The organism is Arthrobacter sp. Z5-13 (genome assembly GCF_056499105.1).
The window spans coordinates 1,589,161-1,603,818 of the sequence record NZ_CP096460.1; the positions used below are offsets into that span (position 1 = coordinate 1,589,161).

At 62.0% G+C, this 14,658-nt stretch carries 13 protein-coding genes; 12 read left to right on the forward strand and 1 reads right to left on the reverse strand.

What is annotated here, in order from left to right:
• The 9 genes from lysA (at nucleotide 1) to M1E02_RS07525 (ending at nucleotide 11,429) form a co-directional block, all read left to right on the forward strand.
• Nucleotides 1–1,521, forward strand: coding sequence for a diaminopimelate decarboxylase (gene lysA / locus M1E02_RS07485; protein ID WP_479377455.1), 1,521 nt, complete (start codon nucleotides 1–3; stop codon nucleotides 1,519–1,521).
• A complete protein-coding gene (locus M1E02_RS07490) occupies nucleotides 1,514–2,830 on the forward strand; it encodes a homoserine dehydrogenase (RefSeq protein ID WP_479377456.1) in 1,317 nt (438 codons plus the stop codon). The genes lysA and M1E02_RS07490 overlap by 8 nt, the downstream gene beginning before the upstream one ends.
• Nucleotides 2,831–3,937: a threonine synthase gene (gene thrC, locus M1E02_RS07495; RefSeq protein ID WP_479377457.1), complete on the forward strand. Its 1,107-nt coding sequence runs from the start codon at nucleotides 2,831–2,833 to the stop codon at nucleotides 3,935–3,937.
• 11 nt (nucleotides 3,938–3,948) lie between these two features.
• On the forward strand, nucleotides 3,949–4,914 hold the full coding sequence (gene thrB, locus M1E02_RS07500; protein WP_479377458.1) for a homoserine kinase: 966 nt from the start codon (nucleotides 3,949–3,951) through the stop codon (nucleotides 4,912–4,914).
• Nucleotides 4,915–5,252: 338 nt separating this feature from the next.
• On the forward strand, nucleotides 5,253–7,532 hold the full coding sequence (gene rho, locus M1E02_RS07505) for a transcription termination factor Rho (protein WP_479377459.1): 2,280 nt from the start codon (nucleotides 5,253–5,255) through the stop codon (nucleotides 7,530–7,532).
• 251 nt (nucleotides 7,533–7,783) lie between these two features.
• Nucleotides 7,784–8,857, forward strand: coding sequence for a peptide chain release factor 1 (prfA, locus tag M1E02_RS07510; RefSeq protein ID WP_479377460.1), 1,074 nt, complete (start codon nucleotides 7,784–7,786; stop codon nucleotides 8,855–8,857).
• A 34-nt stretch (nucleotides 8,858–8,891) separates the two neighbouring features.
• Nucleotides 8,892–9,755, forward strand: coding sequence for a peptide chain release factor N(5)-glutamine methyltransferase (gene prmC, locus M1E02_RS07515; RefSeq protein WP_479378094.1), 864 nt, complete (start codon nucleotides 8,892–8,894; stop codon nucleotides 9,753–9,755).
• 4 nt (nucleotides 9,756–9,759) lie between these two features.
• Nucleotides 9,760–10,662, forward strand: a complete 903-nt coding sequence (locus M1E02_RS07520; protein WP_479377461.1) for an L-threonylcarbamoyladenylate synthase — start codon at nucleotides 9,760–9,762, stop codon at nucleotides 10,660–10,662.
• Entirely contained in the window at nucleotides 10,659–11,429 is a 771-nt protein-coding gene (locus M1E02_RS07525; RefSeq protein ID WP_479377462.1) for a WecB/TagA/CpsF family glycosyltransferase, read from the forward strand. Before M1E02_RS07520 ends, M1E02_RS07525 begins: the two co-directional genes overlap by 4 nt.
• Here M1E02_RS07525 and M1E02_RS07530 read toward each other — a convergent pair.
• Entirely contained in the window at nucleotides 11,426–12,322 is an 897-nt protein-coding gene (locus M1E02_RS07530) for a glycosyltransferase (protein WP_479377463.1), read from the reverse strand. The two genes, M1E02_RS07525 and M1E02_RS07530, sit on opposite strands and share 4 nt — an antisense overlap.
• Nucleotides 12,323–12,611: 289 nt before the next feature.
• Between M1E02_RS07530 and M1E02_RS07535 the strand changes: the two genes are divergently transcribed.
• The 3 genes from M1E02_RS07535 to M1E02_RS07545 all read left to right on the forward strand — a co-directional run bounded on the left by M1E02_RS07535 (nucleotide 12,612) and on the right by M1E02_RS07545 (nucleotide 14,639).
• Complete coding sequence (locus M1E02_RS07535) at nucleotides 12,612–13,724, forward strand: MraY family glycosyltransferase (protein WP_479377464.1); 1,113 nt, start codon at nucleotides 12,612–12,614, stop codon at nucleotides 13,722–13,724.
• Nucleotides 13,725–13,822: 98 nt separating this feature from the next.
• Nucleotides 13,823–14,308 (forward strand): hypothetical protein, encoded by a 486-nt coding sequence (locus tag M1E02_RS07540; protein ID WP_479377465.1) that lies wholly within the window; start codon nucleotides 13,823–13,825, stop codon nucleotides 14,306–14,308.
• Nucleotides 14,301–14,639, forward strand: a complete 339-nt coding sequence (locus tag M1E02_RS07545; RefSeq protein ID WP_479377466.1) for a hypothetical protein — start codon at nucleotides 14,301–14,303, stop codon at nucleotides 14,637–14,639. The genes M1E02_RS07540 and M1E02_RS07545 overlap by 8 nt, the downstream gene beginning before the upstream one ends.
• Nucleotides 14,640–14,658 lie beyond the last annotated feature (19 nt).

The following is a 14,658-nucleotide window of genomic DNA, read 5'->3' on the forward strand; positions in this document are numbered from 1 at the left end:
ATGAACACAGTTCATACCAACGCAGTTCATAACAACACAGTGGATACGCCTCAGGCCTCGCCGTTGGCACCTGAGTGGCTGCAGCTGCCTGCTGACCTGAACGTGTTGCATCCACCGATGTGGGCAGGGGGAGTGGAACGGAACGACGACGGCGAGTTGGCTATTGACGGGATCCCCGTCAGCCGTCTGCGGGAAGAGTTCGGTACGCCGCTGTTTGTGATGAGCGAATCGGATTTCCGCTCACGTGCCCGCGCCTTCAAGACCGCCTTCGACGACGCGTTCGCTGATATCTGCGGGGGAGTGGACGTCTACTATGCCGGCAAGTCCTTCCTCTGTAGCGCGGTGGCCAGCTGGGTTGCTGACGAGGGCCTGCGACTGGACACATGTTCAGGCGGGGAACTTGCGGTTGCTGCCAGGGCCGGGATTGACGGCCCGCACCTTGGACTTCATGGCAACAACAAGTCCGACGCCGAAATTAACCGCGCGCTCGACATGAAGGTTGGCCGCATCGTGGTGGACAGCCTCGCCGAGCTTGAGCGCGTGGCCAAGATTGCCTCCGATCGCGGCGAGGTTGCCAAGGTGATGCTCCGTCTGACTCCGGGAGTGCATGCCCACACCCACGAGTTCATTGCCACCGCCCATGAGGATCAGAAGTTCGGCCTTTCAATGGCGGGCGATTCCACGGACGAAGCCGGTTTGTCTGCTGCTGAGGAAGCGGTGGCCGCTGCCACCAGCTACGCAAGCATTGAGCTCCTCGGCATCCACTGCCACATCGGCTCGCAGATCTTCGAAGCCGATGGCTTCGCCCTTGCGGCGGCCAAGCTTCTGGGCTTTCTTGCTGCCATGCAGGCCAAGTATTCAATCGTCCTGCCGGAACTGGATCTTGGGGGAGGCTATGGAATTGCCTACACTCCTGTGGACAGTCCCCGCCCGCCAGCCGAGATTGCGCAGGCGATGGCCGCCGTCGTGCGGTCCAAATGCGCGGAACTGAACATCCAGGCCCCGCGGATCTCCATCGAGCCGGGCCGCGCGATAGTGGGCACGTCCACATTCACCCTCTATGAGGTGGGCACGTTGAAGACAGTCCGGGTGGACAGCCCCACGGTTTCCGGTGATTCTGCCGATTCAGGAACAGTAAACGTTACGCACCCCCGCCGCTATGTGTCAGTGGACGGCGGGATGAGCGACAACGCCCGTCCGGTGCTCTACGACGCCGATTATTCGGCGATCCTCGCTTCCCGGGCGTCCGCAGCGGCTCCGCAGCTGTCCCGAGTAGTGGGCAAACATTGCGAGAGCGGCGACATAGTTGTTAGAGATGTATATCTGCCCGAGGACGTGGCAGCCGGTGATCTTCTCGCTGTACCGGGTACCGGCGCCTACTGCTGGGCTCTGTCAAGCAACTACAACTATCTGGCCCGGCCGGGCGTTGTCGCTGTGCGCGACGGATCCACCCGGCTCATTGTCCGCGGGGAAACCGAAGAAGATCTGTTAAACCGTGACATGGGAGTGGCGAATGACTGAAGTGCGAACCCTGAAGGTAGCCCTGCTGGGCTGTGGCAACGTTGGGGCCCAGGTAGCGCGGATTCTCATGGAAGACGCCGACGCCCTCGCCGCCCGTACCGGGGCGCGCCTGGAACTCTCCGGCATCGCTGTGCGCAACGTCAACGCAAAGCGCGACGTCGAGCTTCCGCAGGAGCTCTTCACCACGGATGCTGACACCCTCGTCAAAGATGCAGATCTGGTCATCGAGCTCATGGGCGGCATCGAACCGGCAAGGTCCCTGATCCTGACTGCCATCCAGAACGGCGCCTGTGTGGTGACGGGAAACAAGGCCCTCCTGGCCCAGGATGGTCCCACGCTTTACGAAGAGGCGGACAAGGCTGGCGTCCAGTTGTCTTACGAGGCAGCCGTTGCGGGAGCAATCCCCATTCTCCGTCCCATCCGGGACAGCCTCTCCGGGGACCGCATCACCCGCGTGCTCGGCATCGTCAACGGCACCACCAACTTCATCCTTGACCAGATGGACTCCACGGGTGCCCAGTTCTCAGATGCCCTCGCCGAGGCCCAGAAGCTCGGCTACGCCGAAGCCGATCCCACAGCTGATGTTGAGGGACACGACGCCGCCGCCAAGGCCGCCATTCTTGCCTCGTTGGCTTTCCACACCCGCTTTGCCCTTGAGAACGTGCATTGTGAAGGGATCAGCTCCGTCAGCGCTGCTGACATCGCAGCAGCGAAGGACGCCGGATTCGTCATCAAGCTCCTGGCGATCGCAGAGAAACTCAGCGACGCAGACGGCAATGAAGGCGTATCCGTGAGGGTTCACCCCACCCTTCTTCCCCGAGAGCACCCGCTGGCTGCTGTCCGCGGTGCCTTCAACGCAGTGTTCATCGAAGCCGAAAATGCGGGCGAGCTGATGTTCTACGGCCAGGGAGCAGGCGGAACCCCCACGGCGTCGGCAATTCTGGGTGACCTTGTCTCAGCAGCCCGTCGCCTGGTGCTTGGCGGGCCGGGACGCACGGAGACAACCACCGGCCACGTACCGGCGCTCCCCATCGACGCCGCTCAGACCAGCTATTACATCGGCCTGGACGTCGCAGACCAGCCCGGTGTCCTGGCAAAAATCGCCCGCCTCTTCGCGGACAACGGCGTTTCCATCGAGATCATGCGACAGACGATCCACCGCGACGCCGCCTCCAACGTGGAAACGGCCGAACTGAGGATTGTCACGCACCGCGCAAGCGAAGCTGCACTGGCAGCAACCGTTGAGGCAGTGAAGGGCCTTGACGTCATCAATTCGGTTACATCCGTACTGCGGGTAGAAGGAGTCTAAGTGGCTCACCAATGGCGCGGAGTAGTCCGCGAATACGCTGATCGTTTGCCTGTTACGGAAGCCACGAAGGTAATCTCCCTCGGTGAGGGCGGCACTCCGCTGGTCCACGCCCGGCAGCTGTCCGAACTTACTGGCTCCACCGTGTACCTGAAGGTCGAGGGCATGAACCCGACCGGTTCGTTCAAGGACCGTGGGATGACCATGGCTATGACGGCAGCGGTTGCGGCTGGGGCCAAGGCGGTGGTGTGCGCGTCCACTGGCAACACCTCTGCGTCCGCGGCGGCCTACGCGACGGCTGCCGGGCTGAAGTGTGCGGTGCTGGTGCCCGAGGGCAAGATCTCGATGGGGAAATTGAGCCAGGCCATCGCCCATGGTGCGACGCTGCTGCAGGTGGACGGCAACTTCGATGACTGCCTGGACATCGCCCGTAAGCTGGGTGACTCTTACCCTGTTTTCCTGGTGAACTCGGTCAACCCGGCGAGGATCGAAGGCCAGAAGACCGGTGCGTTTGAAATCGTTGACGCCCTCGGTGATGCCCCCGACTTCCACGTACTTCCTGTGGGAAATGCCGGCAACATCAGCGCGTATTGGAAGGGTTACAAGGAGTACTCGGCACCGTTCGAATCCCTGACTGCAGGTACGCTTCCGGCTGTCTCCACCAAGACACCCGTTATGTGGGGTTTCCAGGCCGCTGGTGCTGCACCGTTTGTGGCCGGCCATCCGATTACCGAACCGGACACCATTGCCACTGCCATCCGGATCGGCAACCCGGCATCCTGGGATACTGCCGTTGCGGCCCGGGACGAGTCCGGCGGCGTGATTGAAGCTGTTACCGATGAGGAAATCCTGGACGCGCACCGCTGGCTGTCCTCCCGTGAAGGCGTCTTTGTGGAACCTGGCTCAGCAGCCGGAGTTGCCGGCCTGATCAAGAAGCACGCCGCGGGCCAGGTTCCCGCAGGCAAGACCATCGTCATCACCGTTACGGGTCACGGCCTGAAAGATCCCCAGTGGGCGCTCAGGACCGAGGACGGCAGCGACGTGCAGCCCGTCAAGGTTTCCAACGACGTCGTGACCGTTGCTTCTGAACTGGGACTGGAAGAAAAGTAGCGTTGGAAACGATGCTTAGGGCAGATGCGGAATCGCCCGCCATTGCAGCGGGACAGCAGATCACTGTCCGGGTTCCTGCCACCAGCGCCAATCTGGGTCCCGGTTACGACAGCCTGGGTTTGGCCCTGTCCTTGTATGACACTCTCACGGTGGAGACTCTGGACACCGGCGAACTTCTTTTCGAACTCGCGGGTGAGGGCTCTGAAACCCTTCCCCGCGATGCGAGTCACCTTGTGGTCAAGGCCATCACTGCAGCCTTGGCACGCCTGGGGTTCCGTCACTCGGGCCTAAGGATCATCGCCAATAACGTCAATCCCCACGGCCGCGGGCTTGGCTCCTCGGCCTGCGCCGTGGTTGCAGCTGTGGTTGCTGCCAACGCCCTCGTACCGGCGCCTTCACAGCGGGACCGCGAGTGGATTCTTCAGGTCACCAGCGAGATGGAAGGCCACCCAGACAACGTCGCTCCCGCCCTGTTCGGCGGGCTGGCGTTGTCCTGGCAGGACAGTGACCAGTACAGCAGCACGTGCGCCGAGGTTTCCCCGCAGGTAATTCCCATCGTTGCCGTGCCGGACTACGAACTCTCCACGGAGGCGGCGAGGGCTCTGCTTCCTGCCTCGATCGGTCACCATGCGGCCGCGATGAACTCAGGGCGGGCAGCATTGTTGATTCACGCACTGACACAGAAGCCGGAGTTCCTGCTGGCGGGGACTGAAGACTACCTGCACCAGAGCTACAGGGCAGAGGCAATGCGCCCCAGTGCGGGATTGCTGGGAGCCCTCCGGGCAGCAGGTCACGCTGCTGTTGTTTCCGGGGCAGGTCCTACCGTTCTGGTCCTGGCTAATGGGGAAGCCGAAGCCGAGGCCAGCCTGGAATTCATCAGAGGCTACACGTCAGAGAACACGCCGGATGTCGCCTGGCGTGTGATGAAGCTGGCTGTGGACGTCGAAGGTGCTAAAGTGGACTTGCACCGGCGGTAATTCCGCAGGCAGTAAGCAGGCGGTAAGCAGGCAGTCAGGGACACCCGATGTTGGCCATGTTGCCTGTCTCGCATCTGCTGCTCGGATCTTCTACTGCGCTATATTTTCCGGTGCCACCTGCTTTTGGTCTGTAGCAGGAATCTGCAGAACATCTCTGCACCCCTGACCAGTCCTTCGTTTCGCGTATCCGGAATATTCCAGGTGAATCAGTATCCGGCCCTGCTGGCCGAAATCCATCCGGCAAGGCCGAAATCCCGGCTGCAGATCTGAACTGCAGCCCAGATCAATCATCGCGTCCAGCTCCCAGTCTGGACGCCGTCGAGGGGGAAGGATCCTTCGTGACCGAAACCACTGAGCTGTCTCCAGCTGTGGACACATCTTCTGCTGCCGCATCAACGGCAGCACCCAAGAGCAGTGGCCTTGCAGGCCTCAAGCTCGCCCAACTGCAGGCTCTCGCCAGTCAGTTGGGGATCTCCGGCGGTTCCCGCATGCGTAAGGGGGATCTGGTTACGGCCATTTCAGCCCACCGTGCAGGTTCCTCGGCGAGCAAGGCTCCGGCCCGCTCGGGCGAGAAAGCGAGGGACAACTCTGTTGCTTCCTCCGCTCCCGCCCCTGCTGCCGTAACCGAAGCACCCGCAGCTCCAGCTCAGGAGAACCCTGCAGCGGACACCACGAAAGCACGTGGCCGCGGACGCAGCCGCCGCGCCGGTAGCGACGGCGTGGTCAGCGCTCCGGGTACAGAAGCCCCGGCTCCGGAGGCTGCGCCTGTTGAGGTGCCCGCCGTAGCCAAGCAGACTGCAGCCGCTGAAGCGCCCTCTGCGGATGGCGCCTCCGAGCGTCGCCAGCCACGCACCCGCAACCGCCGTCGCGGAGAAGCAGTGGCTACGGCTCAATCTTCTGAGAACGTAGAAGCTCCATCTGAGCAGCCTGCCGTCGAGGATCGGGCAACCGAACAGCGCGCACCTGAACAGCGCGGCACTGAACAGCGCGGTGCTGAACAGCGCAATGCTGAACAGCGCGGCACTGAACAGCGCGGCACTGAACAGCGCGGTGCTGAACAGCGCAATGCTGACCAGCGCGGCACGGAGCAGCGCAATGCTGAGCAGGGCGAATCCGGCGAAGCCGGCCAGCGCAACGACCGCCGTGAAAACACCCGTAGCCGTGGCGGCCGCGACACCGGCGACTCCGCAGGCATCCGCGAAAACAACCGCCAGGACACCCGTCCTGACACCCGTCGCGATGACAACCGGGATAACGATGATTCCGACGGCGGCAGCCGCAGGAACCGCCGCAACCGTCGTGACCGGAACGACCGGTCCGACCGGTCCGACAGCAGGGACAGCCGCGACAGCCGCGACAACAACTCCCGCAACGACCGCTTCCGTGACCGTAACGAACGCCGCCGCGGTCGCAGCCAGGGACCCGACGTCGACGACGTCGAGGTCACCGAAGATGATGTCCTGCTGCCCGTAGCCGGCATCCTGGACGTCCTCGAGAACTATGCGTTCATCCGCACCTCGGGCTACCTCCCGGGCCCCAACGACGTCTACGTTTCCCTCGCCCAGGTCAAGAAGTACAGCCTGCGCAAGGGCGATGCCGTCGTCGGAGCCATCCGCGCCCCTCGTGACGGTGAGGACCGCAGCCAGCAGTCCGCCCGCCAGAAGTTCAACGCCCTGGTGCGCGTCACATCCGTCAACGGGAAGACTCCGGAAGAGCTCAGGGACCGCGTCGAGTTCGCCAAGCTGGTTCCGCTCTACCCGTCCGAGCGTCTGCGCCTGGAGACCGACCCCAAGAAGATCGGCCCCCGTGTCATCGACTTGGTTGCGCCTATCGGCAAGGGCCAGCGCGGCCTGATTGTCTCACCGCCCAAGGCCGGTAAGACCCTCATCCTGCAGTCGATCGCCAATGCCATCACCACCAACAATCCTGAGGTTCACCTCATGATGGTGCTTGTTGACGAACGTCCTGAAGAAGTCACCGACATGCAGCGCACAGTCAAGGGTGAGGTTATTGCCTCCACTTTCGACCGTCCCGCCGACGACCACACCACAGTGGCCGAACTGTCCATCGAGCGTGCTAAGCGCCTCGTTGAAATGGGCATGGACGTTGTGGTGCTCCTCGATTCCATGACCCGTCTGGGCCGCGCCTACAACCTGGCAGCACCGGCCTCCGGCCGAATCCTGTCCGGTGGTGTGGATTCCGCCGCACTCTACCCGCCGAAGCGCTTCTTTGGCGCCGCCCGCAACATCGAAAACGGCGGCTCGCTGACTATCCTGGCAACGGCCCTCGTGGAGACCGGTTCCAAGATGGACGAGGTCATCTTCGAAGAGTTCAAGGGCACCGGCAACATGGAGCTCCGCCTGTCCCGCCAGCTGGCTGACAAGCGCATCTTCCCGGCGGTGGACGTCAATGCGTCCGGTACCCGTCGTGAAGAGAACCTGCTTTCCCCCGAGGAAGTCAAGATCATGTGGAAGCTGCGCCGCGTCCTCTCCGGACTCGAGACCCAGCAGAGCCTCGAACTGCTGACCAACAAGATCCGGGAAACTCAAAGCAACGTCGAGTTCCTCATGCAGGTTCAAAAGACGACGCTTGGCGCAAAGTCGGATAACGACAAGTAGCTGAGCTGGGGGTGGGGCCGTCGCATATTTTGCCGGCCCCGCCCCTTTGTCGTTCGGGGGCCGCCGGATATTTTTGCCGGCCCCGCCCCTTCGCGTTGTGGCTGACGTACTGCGTACGTCGGCCACAACGCTCCGACAGGCCCGATGCCACTCCCTGGCCGGCAAAAATACCCGACGGCGGTCAACACCCGTCACCTACCGCTGTGAGCGTCACTAAACTTGTACACACGGCGTCGAAAGAGGTTTTGAGAATGTTTGAGTCCGTACAGGGCCTGTTGGATGAGCATGATGCTATTCAGGCGCAGCTGGGGGATCCTGCTGTTTATGCTGACCCGCGGCTGGCACGGAAGCTGGGGCGGCGGTCTGCTCAGCTGAACGGCATTGTTGAGGCTTATCAGCGTTGGCATTCCATCGAGGACGATTTGGCTGCTGCAAAGGAAATGGCTTCGGAGGATCCGGAGTTCGCGGCAGAAGTTCCTCAGCTTGAGGAAGCCCTGGAGGCGGCGGCGGCTAATTTGCGCCGGCTGCTCATTCCCAGGGATCCGGACGATGCGCGCAACGTCATTCTCGAGGTCAAGGGCGGCGAAGGTGGCGACGAGGCCGCCCTGTTCGCCGGTGACCTGCTCCGTATGTACATGCGCTATGCCGAATCCCGCGGCTGGAAGACCGAACTTATCTCGGCCACGGAATCCGACCTTGGCGGTTACAAGGATGTCCAGATGGCGGTCAAGGGCAACTCCAACGATCCTGCTGAAGGGGTTTACGCCAGGCTCAAATTCGAGGGCGGCGTTCACCGGGTCCAGCGTGTTCCCGTGACCGAATCGCAGGGCCGTATCCACACCTCGGCCGCAGGGGTATTGGTGTTGCCTGAAGTTGACGAGCCTGAAGAGCTTGAAATCAGCCCGAACGACCTCAAGATCGATGTCTACCGCTCCTCAGGCCCCGGCGGACAGTCCGTCAACACTACTGACTCGGCCGTGCGCCTCACCCACCTGCCGACAGGAATCGTGGTGGCCATGCAGAACGAGAAATCGCAGCTGCAGAACCGCGAAGCCGGCATGCGTGTTCTTCGGGCACGGATCCTGGCTCACCAGCAGGAACAGATCGATGCGGAAAACTCCGCCCAGCGGAAGTCGCAGATCCGCACCATGGACCGCTCAGAGCGAATCCGCACCTATAACTACCCGGAAAACCGGATCGCGGACCACCGCACGGGATATAAGGCGTACAACCTGGATCAGGTGATGAACGGCGATTTGGAGCCGGTCATCCAGTCGGCCATTGAGATGGACGAACAGGCACGCCTCGACGCTATCGGGGAATAACTTGAGTGAAGTCCTGGTGCCGATCGGCCCGGACATGTCCCTCGCGGACGCAGTCCGGGAGGCCACGGCCATTCTTGCCGCTGCCGGTGTACCCAGCCCACGGGTGGACGCCGAGTTGCTGGCAGAGCATCTGCTTGGTGTGGGGCTGGGGCGTCTTCGCGCCATGCTCCTCGGCGATTCCCTTGTCCCCGAGGGCTACGCCGAGCTGGTAGCCGAGCGTGCTCAGCGGGTTCCGCTCCAGCACATCACCGGCGTTGCACATTTCCGCTACCTCCAGCTTGCCGTCGGGCCGGGCGTCTTTGTCCCTCGCCCGGAAACGGAATCTGTGGTTCAACTGGTAATCGACCGCCTTCAGGAGATGGAACGGCCCAAGGTCGTAGATCTGGGGACAGGTTCCGGTGCAATTGCCGGATCCATTGCCCACGAAGTTCCCGATGCTGAAGTTGTTGCCGTCGAGTTCAGCGAGTTCGCGCACGCCTGGGCACAGAAGAACCTTGCCCCGCTTGGCGTTGAACTTGTCAGGGGAGATCTGCGGGATGCGCTGCCGGAGCGCAGCGGAACATTCGACGTCGTTGTCTCCAACCCGCCGTACATTCCCTCCGGAGCCATCCCGAACGAACCCGAAGTAGCTCTGCATGATCCGCCGGAGGCACTGTACGGCGGGGGAGCGAACGGCATGGAACTTCCGACGGCGGCCGCTGCTTCTGCCGCCAGGCTTTTGGTTCCCGGCGGCTACTTTGTCATGGAGCACGCGGAAGTACAGTCCGGTTGGATCGCGGCCATGCTGAAAAGAACGGGACGGTGGACGGAGATCACGTCCCATCGCGATCTTAACGGTAAGGAAAGGGCCACAAGCGCGGTCCTGGCGGAATCACCGCCGCCGCTGATGAAAGAATAGGGCCGTGACCACAACCTACAACTGCACCGCATCCAGTGAGCGCTACGAAGGACTGCAGCATGCCCAGCGTGCCATCCGGGAGAACAAATGCGTTGTGCTGCCTACTGACACCGTCTATGGGATCGCGGCCGATGCCTTTTCTCCCCAGGCTGTCACCATGCTCCTCGTCTCCAAGGGGCGAGGCCGGCAGATGCCCCCGCCTGTCCTCATTCCACGGCTCAACGCCCTGGACGGGCTGGCAACAGACGTTCCCGCCGAGGCTCGAAAGCTTGCCGAGGAGTTCTGGCCCGGCGGACTGACCTTGATCCTCCATGCTCAGCCCTCACTTGACTGGGATCTAGGCGAGACCAAAGGCACCGTGGCGCTGCGGATCCCCGCGGATGAACTTGCCAGGGATCTGCTGAACCTCACTGGGCCCTTGGCGGTCTCGTCGGCGAACAGGACCGGCCAGCCTGCGGCGCGCACAGCCGGAGAGGCCCGGGAGCAGTTGGCCGAGTCCGTAGAGGTCTACCTTGAGGACGGTCTCCGTCCCGAGGGCGCTTCCGACGCCGTGCCATCCACCATTGTTGATGCAACCTCCCTTCCATTGCGGGTTGTCCGGGACGGGGCTGTCAGTTTGGAGCGGTTGCGCGAGGTTGTGCCCGGACTCCTGGGGCTGGGGGAGGAAGCGCCGGAAGAGGATGCTCCAGCGGCAGAGGAAGCCGCCCCTGAATCTCCGGGTCCGGAGGATGCCCCTGAAGCTGAGCCTGTAGTGGCAGAGACTCCCCAGTCTGCAGGTCCGGAGGATGCCCCTGTGGCTGAGCCTGTAGTCACAGGCGAGACCGCTGACCTTGAGGCAGGGCAAAAAGAGACCGATCCGGCAGAGAAGCAGGGGAGCGCGCCCACCAGCGGACGCGACGAGCGATGAACCTTGTCCGCGAACAGATCCCGGTGCTTGGCGTTGACGCTACCCCGCTGACGGTCGGTGAGCTGATTGACGTCCTCACCGGCTTCATCGACGACGGAACAACCCGGACCGTCGTCGGGCACAACCTGCACAGCGTCACGCTGACGCTTTCTCACTCCTGGTTCCGGGAGTTGTACGAGAGCAGCGACATAGTGCTTCTGGACGGTGCTCCGCTTCTTTGGCTGTGGGGCAGGGGCAGGAAACCGCGCCCGGAATCCGACGCATCCCTTATGGCTTACCGGCTGGGGTCCACCGACTGGATTCCTGCACTGGGAACTGTTCCCGGGCTGGACCGGATTGCGGTCCTGGGGGCAGGTAAGCAGGCCAACGATGGTGCAGTTGCACGGCTCAGGGCTCTGATTCCCGGCGCGGATGTAGCCGGCATGCCGGGGGAGGCGTGGAACCCCGGCAAGGAGGACGACGCCGTCGCCTGGCTTCACACGTTCCGGCCACAATTGGTTCTTATCGGCCTGGGGATGCCATTGCAGGAGGCGGTACTACAGCGCACGTTGGAATCCTTGCCTCCGGCGGTTTACTGCACCGTGGGCGGAGCCATTGAACAATTGGCCGGTATCCAAAAGCTCGCGCCGCGATGGCTTGGCCGTATGGGCCTGGAATGGGCGTGGCGGCTGATGCTCCACCCGCGCCGCGTGGCTTACCGGGTCTTTGGGGAACCCTGGGTGCTGCTGGCCCTTCTTGTCCGCCGGAGGCTGAGCCTCCGGCGTTAGAAGTTCTGGTCTTCCAGGCGGGCGAAGCCCTTGGCTCGAAGGCCCAGGGAGAAGGCCCGGAACCAGTCCCGCAAGCCCCGAAGGTCACCCCTGCTCAGGAAATAGCCAAGATAGCCGCCGACGTCCGCCACCAGGGATTTCACCCTGAAGTATCGCCGGATGAGGTAGCCGCGGTTGCGGTAGTAGTAGTACCTCTTGAATGCGCCCTCGGGAACAATGACGTGCCAGCGGGGTCCAAAGACATGCTGCGTCTCGGAGAGCGCGTGAGGGTGGGTGATGCTTGCTGTTGTCACGGTGCCGAAACGGATCCCGGCTTTGCGCAGCCTGATGGTGAAGTCGACCTCATCTCCCCGGATGAACAGCCTGATATCGGGCAGCCCAACCTTGAAAAATACGTCCGATCGGATCAAGGCACCGTTGAAAAAGTGTCCGTCATTCGGAATGAAGCCGAGCTTTTCGACCTCAGCGCGGCTGTGGGTCACTTTGCCGTCGAGGCGGAAGAAAAAGGAGAGCCAATCGGGCTCGCCGGGAGCCAACACCAGCGGGACTACTGCTTCGAGCTCACGCGCCTCCGCCTCCTGAATCAGGGTGGCGAGGCATTCAGGGTCTCCCGGCTCGGCGTCGTCGTCCATCATCCAGATCCAGCGCGCACCGCTGGCCATCGCCTTCAGCACCGCTAGGGAAAATCCGCCGGCGCCGCCGAGGTTAGCTTCTGATCGGATGTAATCAACGTTCTTATGGGACTCAGCCACGTCCCTGGCCGGTACGGTGCCGCTGTCTACGAGGCAGATACTCTCAACCGGTGCGGTCTGGCTGTTGATTGCGTTCAGAAGTACTGCGAGTTCCCCTGGCCGGTCAAACGTTACTGCGGCTACTGCAACCGACGAGGACATCGCGGTTTCCTTTCGTCACGGCGTGGCGCTTAGGGCGTCACTCGGCCGTGTGACGCGAGCCATGCAGCCGTTGGCATTAGTATCTTGAATAGAGTCCACTGTATTACAGCCCTAAGTGGCACGACGCACCGCCTGCGCAGGCATGGCAACGGAGAACTTCCATTAATCAAGAATCAGACCTACATCCATTGAGCCCTCGAATCCCAGGATGCCTCGCTGTCGCGCGACCTCGGGCCGTGGATTCGCTATCGCCTGCCGGCCGTTTGGCGCTGCACCCTGGAGCCGCCTCGTGATCATGTACCTGCTTATGGGGCTTACCGCTGCCATAGTGTCGTACTCGGCCACGTGGGGGGCGCGGTTCGTAGGCAATCGCCTTGAGCTTTTCATGCCCATCAGGAGCCGGGACACACACTCGCATCAGGTTTCCAGGCTTGGCGGCATAGGCATCTTTGCGGGGTGCCTGGTTGCCCTGATCGTTGCCAGTCAATCCACCTTCGTCAAGGACATTTTCCGCAACAATGACGCCCCTTGGGGAGTGCTCGCCGGAGCAATAGTCATCGTCTTCGTGGGAGTGGCCGATGACCTCCTGGACCTGCGATGGTGGATCAAGCTCATTGGCCAAAGTGCAGCAGCACTTGTGGTGGCCCTCTGGGGCGTCCGTATGACGGTCATTCCTTTTATCTCTGAACCCATCCACGTGGGCTCAGAACTCGTCACAATTATCCTGACGGCCGGACTGATCGTGACCACCATGAACGCCTTCAACTTCATCGATGGGCTGGACGGCCTGGCCGCCGGAGTGGCCATAATCGGCGGGGCAGCCTTCTTCCTGACGGCCTATTGGGTTCACCGAAACAACCCGCAGACGGACAACTCGGACCTGGCCACACTCCTCACTGCGGTGCTTGTAGGAAGCTGCATCGGCTTCCTGCCGCACAACTGGTTCCCGTCGAAAATCTTCATGGGAGACGCCGGCGCCATGCTGATCGGACTCCTCATGGCATCGGCAGGCATCGTGGCAACGGGCGAGATCACCTCCGGTTTGTATGACCGGGCAAACGGTATTCCCACGATCATTCCCATCCTGCTTCCCTTCGCGGTGCTCTTCCTGCCGCTGCTGGACCTCGGCCTGGCGGTGGTAAGGCGCACGGCCAGGGGGCGTTCACCTTGGTCTGCGGACCGTGGACATCTCCACCACAGGCTGATGGATATTGGTTACTCACACCGCACTACAGTCCTGCTGATGTACGTATGGACCTGCATTCTCGCCTTTGGGGGACTGGCCTTCGCTGTTTTTCCGTGGCAGATCGTCCTTGCCGTGGACCTGTTCCTCACGCTGGCAATGGCTCTCGTCACGGCATGGCCATATTTGAGCCGCCGCGGTAACGGTGCGTCCGTGTGACACCGGTTCAGTAATAATTTCTATCTCGTGTAGAATTTGAGGGCAGCCAAAGCTGCCACTCCACCACGCCAACAGCAGGCACCGACGATTGGGATCTGATGACCTCCAACGCCGAGCACGGACGTTCGTCCGGCAAAGCCGCCGTTGGGGTCTCCGGCGCCGCGAGGTCTTTATGGCTTCGCTTGTTAATGCTTAGTTCTGCCGCGGCTGGTGCAGCCCTTATGGTCACAGCCCTGATTGCACTCGCTGTCAACGGCTCCAACGCGCTGCTCTCAAGCAGTTTCGGTGGAGCGTTGGTCATGCTCTTTTTTGCCATCAGCCTCCTGATTGGCCATTTTGTTGGCCAGTCAAATCCTTCGGGAGCGGTCGGCCTTTTCGTGGCCACATACTTCGTCAAGGTGGTCGGCTTCGCGGTCGTCCTCTTTGTGGTCGGCGAGCCCGAATGGCTGCACGAACGCTGGTTCCTGATAGGTGCTGTCGTGGCAGTGGTGGTCTGGCAAGCTGCAGAAATCCGCGGCTTCAGTAAAGCGCGCTTGCAAATCTACAACGACCCCACATCCACCAAAGGCGGCAGTGATGACTAGTCGCAAACCAGGACGCAAAGTCCGCCCCGCAACTCCCCGCAGGGGCACCGGTGCTGCCGGTGTGTCAGCGGACGGACGCGACGGCGGATACAACGCTGGAATTGCCGTATTCAGCTACATCATTGGCGGAATCATCGTCTGGAGTTTGATAGGGTGGGGTCTGGATAATCTGTGGGGAACCCGCTGGATTGTGCTCGCTGGCGCTCTGCTTGGAGCCGCGGGAGGGTTCTATCTTTCCCATATGCATGGCCTTACCAGTTCACGAAAAACTACTGGGGAGAGCAATGCTTCCAGCGGCCCGTCCGATGATGGGAACAGTAATGCCAAATAATTTCACAACGGGGGACGCG

Excerpts from the sequence above, each read along its gene's own strand:
- lysA (WP_479377455.1), top strand. The coding sequence starts at position 1 with ATGAACACAGTTCATACCAACGCAGTTCATAACAACACAGTGGATACG.
- M1E02_RS07490 (WP_479377456.1), top strand. The coding sequence starts at position 1,514 with ATGACTGAAGTGCGAACCCTGAAGGTAGCCCTGCTGGGCTGTGGCAAC.
- thrB (WP_479377458.1), top strand. The coding sequence starts at position 3,949 with ATGCTTAGGGCAGATGCGGAATCGCCCGCCATTGCAGCGGGACAGCAG.
- prfA (WP_479377460.1), top strand. The coding sequence starts at position 7,784 with ATGTTTGAGTCCGTACAGGGCCTGTTGGATGAGCATGATGCTATTCAG.
- prmC (WP_479378094.1), top strand. The coding sequence starts at position 8,892 with ATGTCCCTCGCGGACGCAGTCCGGGAGGCCACGGCCATTCTTGCCGCT.
- M1E02_RS07525 (WP_479377462.1), top strand. The coding sequence starts at position 10,659 with ATGAACCTTGTCCGCGAACAGATCCCGGTGCTTGGCGTTGACGCTACC.
- M1E02_RS07530 (WP_479377463.1), bottom strand. The coding sequence starts at position 12,322 with ATGTCCTCGTCGGTTGCAGTAGCCGCAGTAACGTTTGACCGGCCAGGG.
- M1E02_RS07540 (WP_479377465.1), top strand. The coding sequence starts at position 13,823 with ATGACCTCCAACGCCGAGCACGGACGTTCGTCCGGCAAAGCCGCCGTT.
- M1E02_RS07545 (WP_479377466.1), top strand. The coding sequence starts at position 14,301 with ATGACTAGTCGCAAACCAGGACGCAAAGTCCGCCCCGCAACTCCCCGC.